Origin of the sequence: Bradyrhizobium sp. 31Argb, from assembly GCF_043638955.1 — a bacterium.
Classification (GTDB): Bacteria; Pseudomonadota; Alphaproteobacteria; order Rhizobiales; family Xanthobacteraceae; genus Bradyrhizobium.
The window spans coordinates 14,396-28,977 of sequence record NZ_JBEGDB010000086.1; the positions used below are offsets into that span (position 1 = coordinate 14,396).

The window sequence follows — 14,582 nt, forward strand, 5'->3', positions numbered from 1 at the left end:
AGTGCAATTGCGATGGCGTCGTGACAGCGTGTTCGATTGATGAGAAACTGGCATCGGCCCCGGAGATTGGCCGATCAATCAGGGAGCGTTGAGCCGATGACGGAAGAGCAACGTCCAACCTGGACAGAAGGCAAGACCTGGTTGTATCGCGGTTATCAGGTCACGCACGCTCGTGACGGAAAAAGCGTGGAAGTTCGCAAAGGCAACGGGCCGCCGATAAAAAGCCTTGCTAAACCGGTCACATACAAGGACGTGACAGATTGCATCGACAGACTCCATCCCTCGGCGCCCTGACGAGATTCCCCGGTCGGAGTACATCAGTGCGGTGATCGTGTGTGAAGCCTCGAGAGAGAAACACTAGGATCGTTCGCATCGCCGAAGACACAGATGGAAACATCGGGCATTAAATAGAAACAAGTGGAAACATAGAAACAAGCCCGCCAGGCCCTCGGAACGGCGAAGCAGGTGACCCTCTCCTTCAAGTGGTGCCCGTGATGCGGCGGCCGTCTTACGGCGCAACCCAGCGTCGCACCGCATCCATCGTATCGGCGGGCGAAGTGTTGAAGCAGATGGAGGCCTCCGGCGCCAGCCGGTGCACGAGGTTGATGATCTTCTCGAACAGCAGCAGTTGCTCGGCGGGCTCGCGCAGACCCGCGCCGATGACGACGCAGTCGAACCGTTTCGACTCCAGCGCCATGGCCACCACCCGCTCGGCGGTATCGCCAAGATCGACCAGACAGGCTTCCGCCTGATAGCCGTGGGTGCGCAACTGATCGATCTGCGCGTCGATATAGTTCCTGATGAGTTCCGGCGTGAGCTGCGGAAAGGCGCTGAAATCCGCGAATGCGGGATCGATGCCGATTGCAAGCACGGTCGTCGCCATAATCCGCTCCTGGTCGGAAAAAGACAGATCGAGACATCAACAGCCAACGCCGCGCACGCCAAGGGCGTTCCTCGTCCCAGCACACGGACAGGTGACGGAAAGAAAGCGCCGATTAGCAGGGGTTTACGTCTTCGGCCGCAACGCAATATCGGAGCTCGGCGATTTTGTCAGCGGTAACCGGATGTTTAAGGGACCATTCACACCATGCTGAGAAACTTCTGGTGACATTTGGAATTTTGATTCGCCGACCGTGAATACCTGATCGACAATTTCATCGCCTGGCCCCCCAACGCAGGAACCCCACACATGTTCGGAAGCCGGAAATCGCGTGCCGGTGACATTGCCAAGACTGCCGCCGACGTCATCACTGCCAACCTGATGGTCGCGGATGCGTCACTGACCATCACCTACATGAACCGTGCGGTGATAAAGCTGCTCACCGACGCGGAAGCCGACATCCGCAAGGAGCTTCCGGGCTTCTCGGTCGCCAAGCTGATCGGCGGCAGCATCGACATGTTTTACAGGGATTCCGCCCAGCGCCACCTTCTGGGACAGTTGAAGTCGCCGCACCGGGAGACCATCAGGTTCGGTGGCCGCGCCTTCGATCTCATGATCACGCCGCTGACCACGGACGACGGGCAGCGCGCAGGCTTCGCCGTGGAATGGTCCGATGCTTCGATCCGGCTGCAGAACCTGGACTTCCGGGCGCAGACCACGGCCATCGGCCGCGTCCAGGCGGTGATCGAATTCAATCTCGACGGCACTGTCATCACCGCCAATGAGAATTTCCTGCGCGCGCTCGGCTATTCGCTGGCCGAGATCAAGGGCAAGCACCACAGCATGTTTGTCGAGGCATCATTCCGCGACAGCCCGAACTATCGGGAGTTCTGGCAGAAGCTGAACCGAGGCGAGTTCGAGACCGGCGAATTCAAGCGGATCGGCAAGGGCGGCAGAGAGGTCTGGATTCTCGCATCCTACAATCCGGTGTTCGATGAGAACGGCAAGCCGTTCAAGGTGGTCAAATTCGCCACCGACGTGACTGAGCAGAAGCTGCGCAATGCCGATTTTGCCGGCCAGATCGCGGCCATCGACAAGTCGCAGGCCGTGATCGAGTTCGCGATGGACGGCACGGTAAGAACGGCGAACGCGAATTTCCTGAAGACGCTGGGCTACACGCTGCACGACATCCAGGGCCGTCACCACAGCATGTTCGTCGATCCGGCCGAGCGTGACCTGCCAGCCTATCGGGAATTCTGGGCTGCGCTTAATCGCGGCGAATACCAGACCGGTGAGTTTCGCCGTGTCGGCGCCGGCGGACGCGAAGTCTGGATCCAGGCCTCCTACAATCCGATCATGGATCTCAACGGCAAGCCGTTCAAGGTCGTCAAATACGCCTCCGACGTCACCGCCCAGGTTATCGCGCGGCTGAAGAGCGAGCGCGTCCGCGGCATGATGGAGCAGGTCGCGGCCGGCGCCGAGGAATTGAATGCCTCGGTGCGCGAGATCTCGGAGGCGATGGTCAAGTCCAAGGAAACGGCTGCGGCCGCCACCGACCATGTGCAATCCGCCGACCACCAGGCGCAGCGGCTGACCGCCGCGGCCGCCTCGATGAGCGGCATCCTGCAGATGATCGGCGACATCACCGGCCAGATCAACCTGCTCGCGCTGAACGCGACCATCGAGTCCGCACGCGCCGGCGAGGCCGGCCGTGGCTTCGCGGTGGTCGCCGCCGAGGTCAAGAACCTGGCCAACCAGGCCAAGCAGGCGACCGACAAGATTGGCGTCGAAATCGACTCGCTGAATGGCATTTCCGTCGACGTGGTCACCGCGCTGGGCACGGTCCGCCGGTCGATCGAGGCGGTGGGCGAATATGTGACGTCGACGGCGGCCGCGGTCGAGGAGCAGAGCGTCGTCACCGGCGAGATGTCGTCGAGCATGCAGCGCGCCGCCAACGAGGCCGCCGCCATCGGCTGACAGCAGCGGATTACCAACGGCTCAGATCGAAGACTTGCCGTATCGGCGGTGGATGCTGCACTCCCTCTCCCGCTTGCGGGCAGGGCTATCGCATATAGCTGTTTGATGGCTGTGAACGAGGCGGGCCTCATGGTTCTCCGAGCGATGCGCAGCATCGTCTCGAGACGCGCCGCAAGCGGCGCTCCTCACCATGAGAGTCTAAGATTCCGCCGCGCAATCAGACCTCATCCTGAGGAGCCCGCCAAAGGCGGGCGTCTCGAAGGATGGGCCGCGAAGGAACCGCCGCCGACTCGACCAAATCGCATCACGCCATAGCGGCTGCTACTGGTCGCGCAGCATGATCAGGGGGTCGGCGCTGTCGGGGACCTTGCGCCACTGCGCATTGTCGTCGGCCTCGAACTGCCAAGTCTCGCCCTTCTCGGACATCAGCAGCATCTGGCCGTGATCGAGCCGCCAGACCGTCGGCGCGAACGCCGTCACTGCCGGATCGCATTTCGGCTTCAAGAAGACCTGGAAATTGTCCTGACCGGCTTCGGTATTGGTCAGCGTCAGGCCGCAGATCGCCTGTCCGTTGCCGCGCACCATCGACCAGTCGCCGATCATCTGGTCCATCGACTTGGCGAGCGCGCGCGCCGCGGCGAGGTTTTGCAGGATGTAGACGCCCTCGCCGGTCCGATGCCCCTCAAAGATGCCGCTCTCGACCTCAGTGAAATCGATCACCGGTTCGCCAACCGCATTCTGCAGCCGCACGATGTCGAGGCCCTTGATGTTCCAGGCGGCGATGTCCTTGGTGAAAGGCAGGGCCGCCGGACAGGAAGGCTCGAGCTCGAGCTTGAGGCCTTGGGCCGCGGCATCGCCCTTCAGCGTGACGACGCAGGTCTTGCTGCGCTCGGTGGTCGCAAGCTCCCACTGCCCGATCATTTCCTTTTTCAGCGACGTGGCATCCTGGGACGACGCAGGTCCAGCGCCGCCGGCGATTGCAAGCAGCATTGCCACCACGACGCTGAAACGGCGGACTGACATCGACTATCCCTGATCAACGTCCCTTTACCGGGGTTTCCGCGACGGGCGTGAGCGGCGGCTTGCCGGCGAACCAGCTTTTGAGATTGTCGACCACGAGCTGGTCCATGGCATTGCGCGTTACCACGGAAGCCGAACCGATATGTGGCAGCACCACGACATTCTGCATCGACTTCAGCTCGTCCGGCACGTTGGGCTCGGTGGCGAACACGTCGAGACCGGCGGCCAGGATGGTCCCTGATTTCAACGCCGCGATCAGCGCCGGCTCGTCCACGACCGAACCTCGCGCGACGTTGATCACCACGCCCCGCGGGCCGAGCGCCTTCAACACATCGGCATTGATCATCTTCGCGGTGGAGGCGCCGCCGGGCACGATCACGACAAGCGTATCCACCGCCTTCGCCATCTCGATCAGGTCGGGATAATGCTGGTAGGACACGCCGGCCGCCGGATTGCGCGAATGATAGACGACCGGAACGAGCGAAGCCTCGAGCCTGCGGCCGATCGCCTGCCCGATCCGCCCCATGCCGACGATGCCGACCTTGCGGTCGCGCAGCGAGCCGACGCTCAAGGGATAGTTCTGCGTCTGCCAGAGGCCGGAGCGCACATAGCGGTCGGCCTTGATGAATTCGCGCAGGGTCGCGATCAGGAGGCCCATGGCGACGTCGGCGACCTCCTCGGTCAGGACGTCGGGCGTATTGGTGACGATGATGTTGTGCTCGCGCGCATAGGCGGACTCGACATGGTCGTAGCCGACGCCGAAGCTCGCAACGAGCTCGAGCTTCGGGAATTGCGCCAGCACGGTCCTGTCTGTGGACACGGTGTGATAGGTCACGGCCATGCCGCGGATCTTGGCCTTGGTCTCCGGCGTCAACCGCTCGAGATCGGCGCGGTTTTCGGCAGTGTGCAGGATGAACTGATCGGGAAAGCCGTTCTGCAGAATGGGACGGATCGGCCCGTAGACCAAAAGGTCGATCTTGTCAGAAGAGATAGTTGCAGCCATCAGCTTTCCTTTCCAAGCGCGCTCTCGTGCCAGCGCCGCAATACCAGGTGCGAAATTAGCGCCAGCACCCCATAGATGACAATCCCGGCGACCGAGAGCAGGAACAACGCCGCGAACATACGTGGAATGTTGAGACGATAGCCGGACTCGGCGATGCGGAAGGCGAGACCGGAGCCTGCGCCCGCGGTGCCGGCCGCGATCTCGGCCACGACCGCGCCGATCAGCGACAGGCCGCCCGCGATCCGCAATCCTCCGAGGATGAACGGCAGCGCCGCCGGCAGTTTCAGAAAACACAAAGTCTGCAGCCGCGTCGCGCCGTAAAGCTGGAACAGCCCGGCGAGGTTGCGGTCAACGGAATTGAGCCCGAGCGTGGTGTTGGACAGGACTGGAAAGAAGGCGACGATCCAGGCGCAGACCACCACGGCGGTCTGTTGCTGCAGATAGATCAGAAGCAGCGGCGCGATCGCAATCACCGGCGTGACCTGCAGGATCACCGCATAGGGGAACAGCGAATATTCCAGCCATTTCGACTGGTTGAACAACAGCGCCAGCGCGATGCCGCCGATCGCGGCCGCCACAAAACCTTCCAGCGTGGTCAGCAAGGTGACGCCCAGCGATTGCGACAGCACCGGCCAGTCGCCAATCAGGGTCTGAAACACCGCCACCGGCCCCGGCAGTACATAGGGCTGGATATTGTTGATGCGAACGATCGCTTCCCACAGCACGACAGCGGCCGCGAAGACGACGACCGGCAACAGCAGGCGGACCGCATGCAGCGAGGACTTCATACGCCGGCCTGTCCCGCATAGGCCGGCGCCAGCGCGCCCGAAACCTGGCGGCAGAAGCCGGCATATTCGGCGGAGGTGCGGAATTCCTCGCCGCGCGGCTCGGTCGCGCTGATGCGAAACTCCGCACCGATCCGCCCCGGCCGCGCCGTCATCACGATCACGCGCTGCGAGAGATACACCGACTCGAACACCGAATGGGTGACGAAGATCACGGTCTTGTGCAGCTTGCGCCAGAGCGCGAGCAGATCGTTGTTGAGGCGGAAACGCGTGATCTCGTCCAGCGCCGCGAATGGCTCGTCCATCAGGAGAATATCGGGATCGGTGACCAGCGCCCTGGCCAACGAGACCCGCATCTTCATGCCACCGGACAGTTCGCGCGGATAGGCCTTGGCGAATTCGGCAAGCCCGACCTGCGCCAGCGCCTCGTCGATGCGCGCATCCGCCTCGCCTGTCGGCGCATGGGCAAGTTTCAGCGGCAGGCGGACATTTTCGCGCACGCTCGCCCATGGCATCAGGGTCGGCTCCTGGAACACGAAACCCATCGGGTGATGGCCGCGCATTTCCGCCGCGAGAGGCGAGACGCTGACCGTGCCGGCGGTCGGCGCGGCAAGGCCCGCGATCAGCCGCAGCGCGGTGGATTTGCCGCAGCCCGACGGCCCGACCAGCGACACGAACTCGCCGCGCCGGACGTCGAGGTCAACGGGCCCGAGCGCCGCGACGCCGGTGTCATAGACTTTCGTGACGCCACGCAGGCTCACCGCAAGCGGGGAGCCGGCGTCCAGTTCGCTTGAGGCTTGCTCGGCCATCACGAGAGCAATCTTCGTGCTTACTTCTTCGGCCGCAGGTCGAGCCCGACGCCCTTGTTGACGAAGCGCAGCGTATAGGCCTGGCGGAAGTCGATATCGGAGCGAACGACGCCGGCCCGCACCATCTTGTCGAAGAAGCTCGCCATCCGTTCGTCGGTCATGGCGCCGATGCCGTTCTTCAAGGAGTCGCCGGAATCGACGATGCCGTATTCCTTCATCTTGTCGATGGAATAGCTGAGCAGTTCGTCGGTCATTTCCGGATTGAGCTTCTTGATCATGGCGTTCGCAGCGGCATTGTCGCCGTAGAGATAGTTGTACCAGCCGATGATGGAGGCGTCGACGAAGCGCTGGACGAGATCTGGCTTCTTCTCGACCATCTCGCGACGGGTCTCGATCAAGGTCGAATAGGTGTTGAAGCCGTAATCGGCGAGCAGGAAGATTCCGGGCTTGAAGCTTGCGGCCTTCTCCACCGCGAACGGCTCCGAGGTGACATAGCCCTGCATCGCGCTCTTCTTGTCGACGATGAAGGGTTGCGGGTTGAAGGTGTACGGCTTGACCTTGCTCTCGCTGAATCCGTATTCGGATTTCAGCCACTGGAAGTAGGTCGTCATGCCCTCCTTGGAGACGAGCAGCGTCAGCGGCTTCAGATCCTCGAGCTTGGTTGCCTTGATGTCAGGATGGGTCAACAGCACCTGCGGGTCCTTCTGGAACATCGCGGCGACGGCGACCAGCGGCACGTTGTTGGTGACCGCGTCGAACGACTGCAGCGAGTTCGCACTCATGAAGAAATCGATCTTGCCGGCGATCAGGAGGATGCGATTGTTGTTGTTGGGACCGCCGGGAACGATGGTGACTTCGAGGCCATATTTGTTGTAGGTGCCGTCGACCAGCGCCTGGAAGAAGCCGCCATGCTCGGCCTCCGCGACCCAGTTGGTGCCAAACGAAACCTTGTCCAAGGTCTGGGACCTTGCCGGCGCAAAGGCCGCAACCAGGGCGAAAACGGCTATAGTTAACGCTCGCAGCAAAAAGGCCCGCTTCATGGTTGGACTCCGTCGCTGGTTATGGCCCATGATGGGTGATGGACGCCGAATGCGCCCGCGGCAGGGCCGGCAAATTACCTCGCAAATCCGCGCAAAGGAACGCTTGGCAGAGAAACGTTTGGCATGACTTCCACTGTTCCACCCCGCGACTGGACCGAAATCCGCTGGCCGGAGATCGCTGGCGCCGATCCGGCGCGCTGGATCGCGGTGCTGCCGCTCGCGGCGACCGAGCAGCACGGGCCGCATCTGCCCCTCGGCACCGACATCATGGTCGCCGAAGCCTATCTGGCGCTCGTGCGCGAGCTGTTGCCGGTCGGCCTCCCCGCCACCTTCCTGCCGCTGCAGCCGGTCGGCATTTCCACCGAGCATATCGATTTTCCGGGCACGCTGACGCTGCCGACCAATGTCGCATTGAAGACGTGGACGGCGCTCGGCGGCAGCGTGGCACGCACAGGCGTCAAGAAGCTGGTGATGGTCACGAGCCATGGCGGCAACAGCGCCGCGATGAGCCTGGTCGCGCAGGATTTGCGCGCGCAACACGGGATGCTGGTGATCACCACGAGCTGGTCGCGGCTGAGCGCGGCGGAGAAGCTGTTCGATGCGGAAGAAGTGCGCCACGGCATTCACGGCGGCGCGGTCGAGACCTCGATCATGCTGGCGCGCTATCCGCAGACGGTGCGCAACGAAGCGATCGCGGATTTTCGTCCCGCCAGCATTGCGATCGAAAAGGATCATCGCTGGCTGTCGACGCAACGGCCCGCGCCATTCGCCTGGCAAACACAAGACCTGCACGCAAGCGGCGCGGTCGGCGATGCGACCAAGGCCTCCGCGGAGAAGGGCGAGCGCCTGCTCGATAACGGCGCGCGCGCGTTCTGCGAGCTGCTTATCGATGTCGATAACTTCGACGTGAACAAGCTCGCAGCCGGACCACGCTCGTCCACTAAGCCGCTGTTCTGACAGCCGAATAATCGACAGCCACAGGCTCCTTCCTGCGCTTCGAACCCAAATCGCGGAGGCTCCGTCCAACGGTGCGTGCGGGCCATCCCGGCGCCGCCTTCAACAGGATGGAGTTATCCATGTCGATCAAGACCAAGATTGCTGCTCTCGCTCTCGCCGCGCTCGCTGTCACCGGCACGATCGCGACGTCGACCACCCAGGCGCAAGCCAAGCCGTTCCACCACCACCACTGGGGCTGGGGCGTCGGCGCCGGCCTCGTCGGCGCAGCGGTTGTCGGCAGCGCCATCGCCGCGAACAATGGCTACTACTACGACGGCTATCGCCGCTGCGGCTGGGTTCGCCAATACGATGTGTTCGGCAATTACATGGGCCGCGTGCGTACCTGCAATTTCTGATCGATCGACGGAGCGGTTTTGGTTGACGCGTTTTCTTGACGCGAACCCGTAAACCTCCTTCGCTCGAAAACACGTCGACCGTGGATTGTGCGTCCGGCACGGGCGCCTCACCCACCCCGTGTCGTACCCCGACCCGCCCGGCTGTCCCCCCGGGGCGGGTCATCCACTTCCGGATCTGGCCGCGGCAAGATGATCGCGCTTTCTGTTGCAAAACTGTCATCGAGCGATGCGATCCAGCGGTAATAACCCGCAGCTTCTTGCTATTGCGAATTATTCGCAATAAGGGTTGCGGTATAGTGTGGCTTCCCCGATCTGGCGCGATGGAGGGGAATCAGGACATGCGACCGGGGCAGAGGCGGCGTGATGATTTGGTGTTGGGGAAGGCGTCGTAGCAGCGCTTCGGGAACGGGCACGCTGAACTGTCGCGACATTCAGTTTGGAAACATCTCCGCCATGCCGCGCCGCAGCCGATCCCTTGAGCTGATTCTCGGCCACGCGGCGGCCGCGACCTTCGCCTTGAGCGGCCCGGCGGTTGCGGCCGACATCGCCGTCAAGGCTCCCGCCTACGCCGCCGTCTACGATTGGACCGGCTTCTATCTGGGAGCCCATACCGGCTACGGCGATGGTAGCCTGGGCCCGCGCACCAATCCCCTCCGCGAACAGTCCGTGTTCTTTCCCCCGACGATCACCGGGCTGCTCGGCGGCTATCAGGCCGGATACAATCGGCAATTCTCCAATCGCGTGGTGCTTGGCATCGAGGCCGACGCCACGTTCACGAGCCCGCTGGACATGCCGCGGCTGGTGCCCGCCCCATTTCAGAGTTCGATCGACTATACCGGCACCTTGCGTGGCCGCGTCGGCTACGCATTCGGATTGTGGATGCCCTATCTGACCGGCGGCTTCGCCTGGGGGCACAGCCATGTCAGGATCAACGACGCCGACGGCGAGATTGTCTCGACCCCCGGTCGATATCACACCGGCTGGACCATCGGCGCCGGTGCCGAATTCGCGCTGAGCGGCAATTGGAGCGCGAAGCTCGAATATGACTATGTCAACCTCGCGCAACGGACCTACGACCTCGGCGAATTCGGCTTGCCCCCCGTCAGCATCAAGCCCGATCTCCATCTGCTGAAGTTCGGCTTGAACTATCAGTTTGGCGATGCGCCTTGGCCGGTCGCTGCAAGCCCGACCAAACTTCCTGAGTCGAACGACTGGAATGTGCATGCGCAGACCACGTTCCTGCCGCAGGGCTATCCGTCGTTCCGCTCGCCCTACATGGGCACCAACAGCCTGCCGGGACCTGGACAACTCCAGGCGACCTGGACCACGACGGCGTTTCTCGGCCTCAGGCTGTGGGAAGGCGGCGAGCTCTATTTCAATCCGGAGCTGGCGCAGGGCTTCGGCATCAACGGCACGCTGGGCCTTGCCGGTTTCCCCAACGGCGAAGCACAAAAGGCGGGAGCAGCCTTTCCGAAGCTGCGGCCACAACGCTACTTCCTCAAGCAGACCTTTGGACTCGGAGGCGAGCAGGAAGAGGTCGCCGATGGTCCCAACCAGTTGCCAGGCAAGCGCGACATCAACCGCATCACCGTCGTCGTCGGGCGCTTTGCGGTCGGCGACTTCTTCGACGGCAATTCCTATGCGAAGGACCCGCGCCTCGACTTCATGAACTGGGCGATGTGGGCCTCCGCCGCCTACGACTTCCCGGCCGACCTGCCTGGTTATACGCGCGGCGCGGTAGTCGAGTTCAACCGCAAGGACTGGGCGGTGCGCGCTGGCCTGTTCCAGGTGCCCGATGCGCCCAACAGCGATATCCTGACCTTCAAGACCGGCGGCACGGTGGTCGAGTTCGAGGGGCGCTATTCGCTCGAAGACCAGCCCGGCAAGCTCCGGCTCGGTGCCTTCGCCAATCGCGGCAATACCGGCATCTACCGCGAGGCGCTGGATATCGAGAGCCTGAACCCGGCGCTCGACATCAATGATGTGATGGCGAGCATCCGCCGCGACAATCTCAAATACGGCTTCTACGCCAACCTCGAGCAGCAGCTCGCCACGGACATTGGCTTGTTCGCCCGCGCGAGCTGGAACGACGGCCGCAGCGAAATTCTCTCGTTCACCGACGTCGATCGCAGCGTTTCGGGCGGCCTGTCGGTCAAGGGCAGCTATTGGGGGCGGCCAAGCGACACGTTCGGCGTTGGCGGCGCGATCAACGGCCTGTCCGCCGGGCATCGCGATTTCCTTGCCGCTGGCGGCCTCGGCCTGCTGATCGGCGATGGCCGGCTCAACTACAGTCATGAGCGCATCTTCGAGACCTACTACGCGTATTCGATCAGCAAGAACTTCACCTTGACGGCGGACTATCAGTTCATCACAAACCCCGCCTATAACGCCGACCGTGGCCCCGTGCACATCTTCGCGGGAAGGCTGCACGGGGAATTCTAGAGCACATCTTTCCGACAAGATCGTGCCCAAACGGAAGGATCGCGGGAGATATCGGTTTAAGGAATCGTTTCCCGCCGCTTTCGCCTCAGGTGATGAGGAGCCGCAATGCTCGAACAATCCGCTGAGCCCAACCTTATCGACATCCGCGGCGTCTGCCGCTCCTTTCCCAAGGGCAGCGGCGAGAACCTTTTGGTGCTCGAAAACGTCGACCTGACGATCCGCGCAGGCGAGATCGTCGGATTGCTCGGCCGCTCCGGCTCCGGCAAATCGACGCTGCTCCGTATCATCGCCGGCCTCGTCGATCCCTCCTCAGGCGAGGCGGCCTGTCGCGGCAAGAAGATCGCAGGTCCCCCCAACGGCGTCGCGATGGTGTTCCAGTCGTTTGCACTGTTTCCCTGGCTCACGGTGCTGCAGAATGTCGAGCTCGGGCTCGAAGCACTCGGCATCGACGCCGCCGAGCGGCGCACCCGCGCGCTGGCCGCGATCGACCTGATCGGCCTCGACGGCTTCGAATCCGCCTACCCCAAGGAGCTGTCCGGCGGCATGCGCCAGCGTGTCGGCTTCGCGCGTGCCCTGGTGGTGCATCCGGACCTGCTCCTGATGGACGAGCCGTTCTCGGCGCTGGACGTGCTGACCGCCGAAACACTGCGCACCGACCTGATCGACCTCTGGACCGAAGGGCGCCTGCCGATCAAATCGGTGCTGATGGTGACGCACAATATCGAGGAGGCGGTGCTGATGTGCGACCGCATTCTCGTGTTCTCGTCCAATCCCGGGAGGGTGGCGACCGAGATCAAGGTCGATTTCCCGCATCCGCGCAACCGTTTGGATCCGGCGTTCCGGCAGCTCGTCGACAGCATCTATGGGCGCATGACGCAGCGGACCGACGGAAAGTCAACGACGGCGACCGAGATGATGTCCGGCGCAGGCGTCGGCACCGCGCTCGGCCATGTCTCGTCCAATGAACTGTCCGGCCTGATCGAGACGCTGGCAGCACCGCCTTATAATGGCCACGCCGACCTGCCGGTCCTCGCCGGCAGCCTGCAAATGGAGACGGACGAGATCCTCCATCTCGGCGAGTCGCTGCAGCTCTTGCGTTTCGCCCGATTGAGCGAGGGCGACCTGGTGCTGACGGAAGCCGGCCTGCGCTTCGCCAATCTCGAAACCGACGCGCGCAAGAAACTGTTCGCCGAGCATCTGATCAACTACGTGCCGGTGATGGGCCTGATCAAGCGCGTGCTCGACGAGCGCCCGTCCCACACCGCGCCCGCCGCGCGATTCCGTAACGAACTCGAGGACTACATGTCCGAGGACTATGCGGATGAGACGCTAAAGACCATCGTCTCATGGGGACGCTATGCCGAGCTGTTCGCCTATGACGAACAGTCGGAGACGTTCAGTCTGGAGAACCCGCATTAGCGATTGAATTGACCACGTAGCCCGGGTGAAGCGCAGCGCAACCCGGGACACGTGCATCAACGTTGACGAGCGGTCCCCGGGTTACGCTGCGCTCCGCCCGGGCTACGGGCTACGATCTCTTCACCCCGCCGGCTGGAACGAATCGGGGCGGGCCATGGCCCAGGCGTCGCGGAAACGGCGGTCCTGGGTGCCTTCGAGCAATTCGCCCAGACGCAGCGCCGGGTAGAGCTCGGCAAAGGTGCGGACTTCCGCGGTCGACGTCCGCTGCGTGAAATGGATTGGCCGTAACTCCTGCGGATGCTCGAGGCCGGCAGCGGCGAGCAGCTCCGCCAGCGCATGCAGCGTCGCGTGGTGATAATTGCAGACGCGCTCGATCTTGTCGGGCACGTAGAGCGCGCGGTTGCGGATCGGGTCCTGCGAGGTCACGCCGGTCGGGCAGCGGTCGGTGTGGCAGCTCAAGGACTGGATGCAGCCGAGCGCGAACATGAAGCCACGCGCCGAATTGCACCAGTCGGCGCCGATCGACATCGCGCGCGCCATGTCGAAGGCGGTCGCGATCTTGCCGGAGGCGCCGATCTTGATGCGGTTGCGCGCATTGATGCCAACCAGCGCATTGTGGGCAAAATTGACGCCTTCGCGCATCGGCATGCCCAAATGGTCCATGAATTCCAGCGGCGCCGCGCCGGTGCCGCCCTCATTGCCGTCGATCACGATGAAGTCGGGATAGATTCCGCTCTCAAGCATCGCCTTGCAGATCGCGAGGAATTCCCAGGGATGGCCGATGCACAGCTTGAAGCCGGCCGGCTTGCCGCCGGACAGCCTACGCATCTCGCCGACGAAGGCCATCATCTCAAGCGGCGTCGAGAAAGCCTTGTGCGAGGCCGGCGAAATGCAGTCTTCGCCCAAGGGAACGCCCCTGATCTTGGAGATCTCTTCCGAGACCTTTGCTGCCGGCAGCACGCCGCCATGGCCGGGCTTGGCGCCCTGGCTCATCTTCAGCTCGACCATCTTGATCTGGTCGTCGGCAGCGACGCGCGCGAACTCGTCCGGATTGAACGTGCCGTCGCGGTTGCGGCAGCCGAAATAGCCGGAGCCGATCTCCCAGATGATGTCGCCGCCCTTCTCGCGGTGATAGGGGCTGACGCCGCCTTCGCCAGTGTCATGCGCGAAGCCGCCCTTGTTGGCGCCGGCGTTCAGCGCGCGCACCGCGTTGGGACTGAGCGCGCCGAAGCTCATCGCGGAGATGTTGAAGACGGAGGCCGAATAAGGCCTGGTGCAATCGGGACCGCCGATGGTGATGCGGAATTTCTCATTCGAGTAGGGCTTCGGCGCCACCGAATGGTGCATCCACTCATAGCCCTCGCGGTAGACGTCCTCCTGGGTGCCGAACGGCCGCTTGTCGAGCACCATCTTGGCGCGCTGATAGACGACGGCGCGGGTGTCGCGGGAGAACGGCATGCCGTCCTTCTCGCTCTCGAAGAAATACTGCCGCATCTCCGGGCGGATCTCTTCGAGCAGGAAGCGCAAGTGCGCCGAGATCGGATAATTGCGCAGCACCGCGTGGTGCTTCTGCATGAGGTCGCGGACGCCGAGCAGCGTCAGCGCGCCGAAGATCAGCAAGGGAATCAGGATGACGTCGATCAGCTTCCGGTCGACGATGCCGAACGCGAGCAAGAGAGCGGTGACGACCGAGCAAATCGTAAGCACGATGAAGCGCGGCGAGAACGGAAGCAGCAGCGTTTCCATGAAACCCCTCAGCAGACCCTGCCGGATTGTTGGTAACCGGCATGAGGCCCCCACCTAGCCATCCTTCGGCTTGCGCGCGATACAGCCTGGCATGAGCGGATCGGTGGAG

Annotated in this window: 13 protein-coding genes; 6 read left to right on the forward strand and 7 right to left on the reverse strand. The window is 63.1% G+C overall.

Annotated elements, in window-relative coordinates; genetic code table 11:
* Window positions 1–96: 96 nt before the first annotated feature.
* Window positions 97–294: a hypothetical protein gene (locus tag AAFX91_RS18385; protein ID WP_130578544.1), complete on the forward strand. Its 198-nt coding sequence runs from the start codon at window positions 97–99 to the stop codon at window positions 292–294.
* 214 nt (window positions 295–508) lie between these two features.
* On the opposite strand, the gene AAFX91_RS18390 is transcribed toward AAFX91_RS18385, so the two are convergent.
* The gene (locus tag AAFX91_RS18390) at window positions 509–883 is read right to left on the reverse strand and encodes a hypothetical protein (protein WP_130578543.1); all 375 of its coding nucleotides are present in this window, start codon (window positions 881–883) and stop codon (window positions 509–511) included.
* Between the two features lie 306 nt (window positions 884–1,189).
* Between AAFX91_RS18390 and AAFX91_RS18395 the strand changes: the two genes are divergently transcribed.
* Window positions 1,190–2,857: a PAS domain-containing methyl-accepting chemotaxis protein gene (locus AAFX91_RS18395; protein ID WP_282531452.1), complete on the forward strand. Its 1,668-nt coding sequence runs from the start codon at window positions 1,190–1,192 to the stop codon at window positions 2,855–2,857.
* Between the two features lie 321 nt (window positions 2,858–3,178).
* Here the strand turns inward: AAFX91_RS18395 and AAFX91_RS18400 are convergent, their stop codons facing one another.
* From AAFX91_RS18400 to AAFX91_RS18420, 5 genes are read right to left on the reverse strand one after another with little or no spacing between them, the layout of a single operon-like run.
* On the reverse strand, window positions 3,179–3,847 hold the full coding sequence (locus tag AAFX91_RS18400; RefSeq protein WP_394567347.1) for an AprI/Inh family metalloprotease inhibitor: 669 nt from the start codon (window positions 3,845–3,847) through the stop codon (window positions 3,179–3,181).
* 46 nt (window positions 3,848–3,893) lie between these two features.
* Window positions 3,894–4,880, reverse strand: a complete 987-nt coding sequence (locus tag AAFX91_RS18405) for a 2-hydroxyacid dehydrogenase (RefSeq protein ID WP_165421085.1) — start codon at window positions 4,878–4,880, stop codon at window positions 3,894–3,896.
* Window positions 4,880–5,668, reverse strand: coding sequence for an ABC transporter permease (locus tag AAFX91_RS18410; RefSeq protein WP_130578540.1), 789 nt, complete (start codon window positions 5,666–5,668; stop codon window positions 4,880–4,882). The genes AAFX91_RS18405 and AAFX91_RS18410 overlap by 1 nt, the downstream gene beginning before the upstream one ends.
* Window positions 5,665–6,474, reverse strand: coding sequence for an ABC transporter ATP-binding protein (locus tag AAFX91_RS18415; protein ID WP_130578539.1), 810 nt, complete (start codon window positions 6,472–6,474; stop codon window positions 5,665–5,667). Before AAFX91_RS18415 ends, AAFX91_RS18410 begins: the two co-directional genes overlap by 4 nt.
* 20 nt (window positions 6,475–6,494) lie before the next feature.
* Window positions 6,495–7,514, reverse strand: coding sequence for an ABC transporter substrate-binding protein (locus tag AAFX91_RS18420; protein ID WP_130578538.1), 1,020 nt, complete (start codon window positions 7,512–7,514; stop codon window positions 6,495–6,497).
* 123 nt (window positions 7,515–7,637) lie between these two features.
* Between AAFX91_RS18420 and AAFX91_RS18425 the strand changes: the two genes are divergently transcribed.
* The 4 genes from AAFX91_RS18425 (at window position 7,638) to AAFX91_RS18440 (ending at window position 12,727) form a co-directional block, all read left to right on the forward strand.
* Window positions 7,638–8,471, forward strand: coding sequence for a creatininase family protein (locus AAFX91_RS18425; protein ID WP_130578537.1), 834 nt, complete (start codon window positions 7,638–7,640; stop codon window positions 8,469–8,471).
* A 119-nt stretch (window positions 8,472–8,590) separates the two neighbouring features.
* Entirely contained in the window at window positions 8,591–8,866 is a 276-nt protein-coding gene (locus AAFX91_RS18430; RefSeq protein ID WP_130578536.1) for a hypothetical protein, read from the forward strand.
* A gap of 453 nt (window positions 8,867–9,319) precedes the next feature.
* The gene (locus tag AAFX91_RS18435; protein WP_394567345.1) at window positions 9,320–11,308 is read left to right on the forward strand and encodes a carbohydrate porin; all 1,989 of its coding nucleotides are present in this window, start codon (window positions 9,320–9,322) and stop codon (window positions 11,306–11,308) included.
* 105 nt (window positions 11,309–11,413) lie between these two features.
* A complete protein-coding gene (locus AAFX91_RS18440; protein WP_130578534.1) occupies window positions 11,414–12,727 on the forward strand; it encodes an AAA-associated domain-containing protein in 1,314 nt (437 codons plus the stop codon).
* Between the two features lie 120 nt (window positions 12,728–12,847).
* Here AAFX91_RS18440 and AAFX91_RS18445 read toward each other — a convergent pair whose 3' ends face one another.
* Window positions 12,848–14,473 (reverse strand): FMN-binding glutamate synthase family protein, encoded by a 1,626-nt coding sequence (locus AAFX91_RS18445; RefSeq protein ID WP_394567346.1) that lies wholly within the window; start codon window positions 14,471–14,473, stop codon window positions 12,848–12,850.
* Window positions 14,474–14,582 lie beyond the last annotated feature (109 nt).